The organism is Flavobacterium aurantiibacter (genome assembly GCF_002251775.1).
Classification (GTDB): domain Bacteria; phylum Bacteroidota; class Bacteroidia; order Flavobacteriales; family Flavobacteriaceae; genus Flavobacterium; species Flavobacterium aurantiibacter.
In genome coordinates, this window is record NZ_NOXX01000040.1 from 1 (window position 1) to 1834 (window position 1834).

Genomic DNA, 1834 nt, shown 5'->3' on the forward strand with positions numbered 1-1834 from the left:
CATGGTTAAGTTGTACTGTTGTTTTACAAAGGTAGGTGAAGATTGATTATTATGCAGCTAATCCCGCTTTACGCAATAGTGCCACTTACCCTATCTCTTTTACCGAACGATGAAGTTAGGAAATACCAAAATGCCTTTAAGTGGCTAATTGACGAGTTCAGCACAACCGACATTTTTATTACTGCATTCATATCAGTTTTAACCAGTGGCAGTTTTGCTGAACCATTTGCCGAACTCTAATCCGCTAAAAGAGTCCAATATTAAAGAAAATTCATTCCAAAGCTAACATTGGTTCTCGGCTTCGGAAATATTGTTGTCCAGATTTTTGAGCCTTTACCTAATGCAATAAGTTCAGAAGACTTGCAAGGTAAAAAACCTTAATTGAACTTATTTTCATCTTTTTTCATGGAAAAAGATAAAAATAAGACCTCATTTACAATAAGGCATATTGATTTAAAAAGTAAGATTTCCGTAACGTATGATGAAACTATACCGTTTATTTACGATAGTGCGGATTTAAATATTGGGAAATAGAAATAATGAAAAACCACCTTATTACAGGTGGTTTTGGTTTATTTGATGCTATCCTTATTCATTAAAACTTCTTCTATCTTAACCTCAGACATTGGCAAGGGAATAAACGGATATGCGAACTCCTTTTTAGTGGTCGTAAATTTCCCGAAACTATCCTTTACTACCCAAATCTTTGTTTTTGTATTATCATATTGACGAATTGAATCAGCTTTGAACTTATATGAGTTTTTAAAATAATGCTCTACACCTGAATAGATTTTGAAGTTTACACCTGATACAGAAACAAAGTTTATAGCATCTTGCTTATTAAATGAATTTTCTTCTTGTGTAAGTGAATGGTCACCAACGAAAATTATAGTCGTGTAATTATGTGGGTCTTCTTTATTGATATAAATTTCATACTTGCAACCATCGCATTTATTTTCCTTTACAAAATCGGCTAAAATTCTTGACATTTCTGGTATCGGCTGTAATGCTTTGGTTTCTCGCTTATCTTGATTACAAGAAATTAATAGTATTACAAGTATTAGGTTGATTATAAATGATTTCATCTTGCTAATCATAGATTTACTTTTTTAGTACTTTTTTCCAGTCGATTGAGTTAGAAAAGCTACGTAAACTTGTTGTACTTTGAATGCTACCCGCGTTGATTTCGGGCTTTTGTGCGGTAATGTCCATAACCCGATAGTTAGGATTTTTTCCAGCTACATGAGGGGATGCTACAATAACGCTAAGCCCGTCAACCCCTTTCTCATTTTGCATAACAAAAACAGGTTTATTGGGAATAGCCTTAGCAGCAAAACCTAAATCGCCCCATCCACTGACTGTGTAATACGATGGTCCGCTGCCATTTGAATGTGCATGTATACTACCTAGAGTATTAAATTGTTTGCCAGTAATTGGATCTTGAAGATTTCCGTTCTTATAACTGTAGCCGAATTCTGTTCCAATACTTCCTTCAGATTCTGTGTTTAAATAGTCTGGCAACACTAAAACACTTTTATCCCCGATAATTGCATTTTGTTCACGTCCAGTAGATAGAGTATTCGACATAACCCTTTTATAGGCGTCTTGCTCATTCGAATACATTATACTTCCATCACTTCTAAAGTCAGCAGTTCCGCCGCTTGTAGTAGTCTGCTTAGAGGTATCACCTACATATGTTCCTCTATTTCCTAAATCAGCTTGAGATTGTACTTTTGGATCAAATTGCATGACGCCTTTCAAGTCTTTATACCAATCAGTCGCCTCCCGACCATCCGGATCCACCAAATTAATTGGGTTCTGGTAACAATACCCA

At 35.3% G+C, this 1834-nt stretch carries 1 protein-coding gene and 1 pseudogene; both read right to left on the reverse strand.

Going from position 1 to position 1834, the window contains the following annotated elements:
- Positions 1 to 572 precede the first annotated feature (572 nt).
- On the reverse strand, positions 573 to 1085 hold the full coding sequence (locus CHX27_RS00380) for a hypothetical protein (protein WP_094484812.1): 513 nt from the start codon (positions 1083 to 1085) through the stop codon (positions 573 to 575).
- A 16-nt stretch (positions 1086 to 1101) separates the two neighbouring features.
- Positions 1102 to 1834 (reverse strand): annotated as a pseudogene (locus CHX27_RS00385) (hypothetical protein); the annotation flags it as partial.

What these genes read in the sequence shown, in the direction of transcription:
- CHX27_RS00380 (WP_094484812.1), bottom strand. Translation starts at nt 1,085, where the DNA reads ATGAAATCATTTATAATCAACCTAATACTTGTAATACTATTAATTTCT.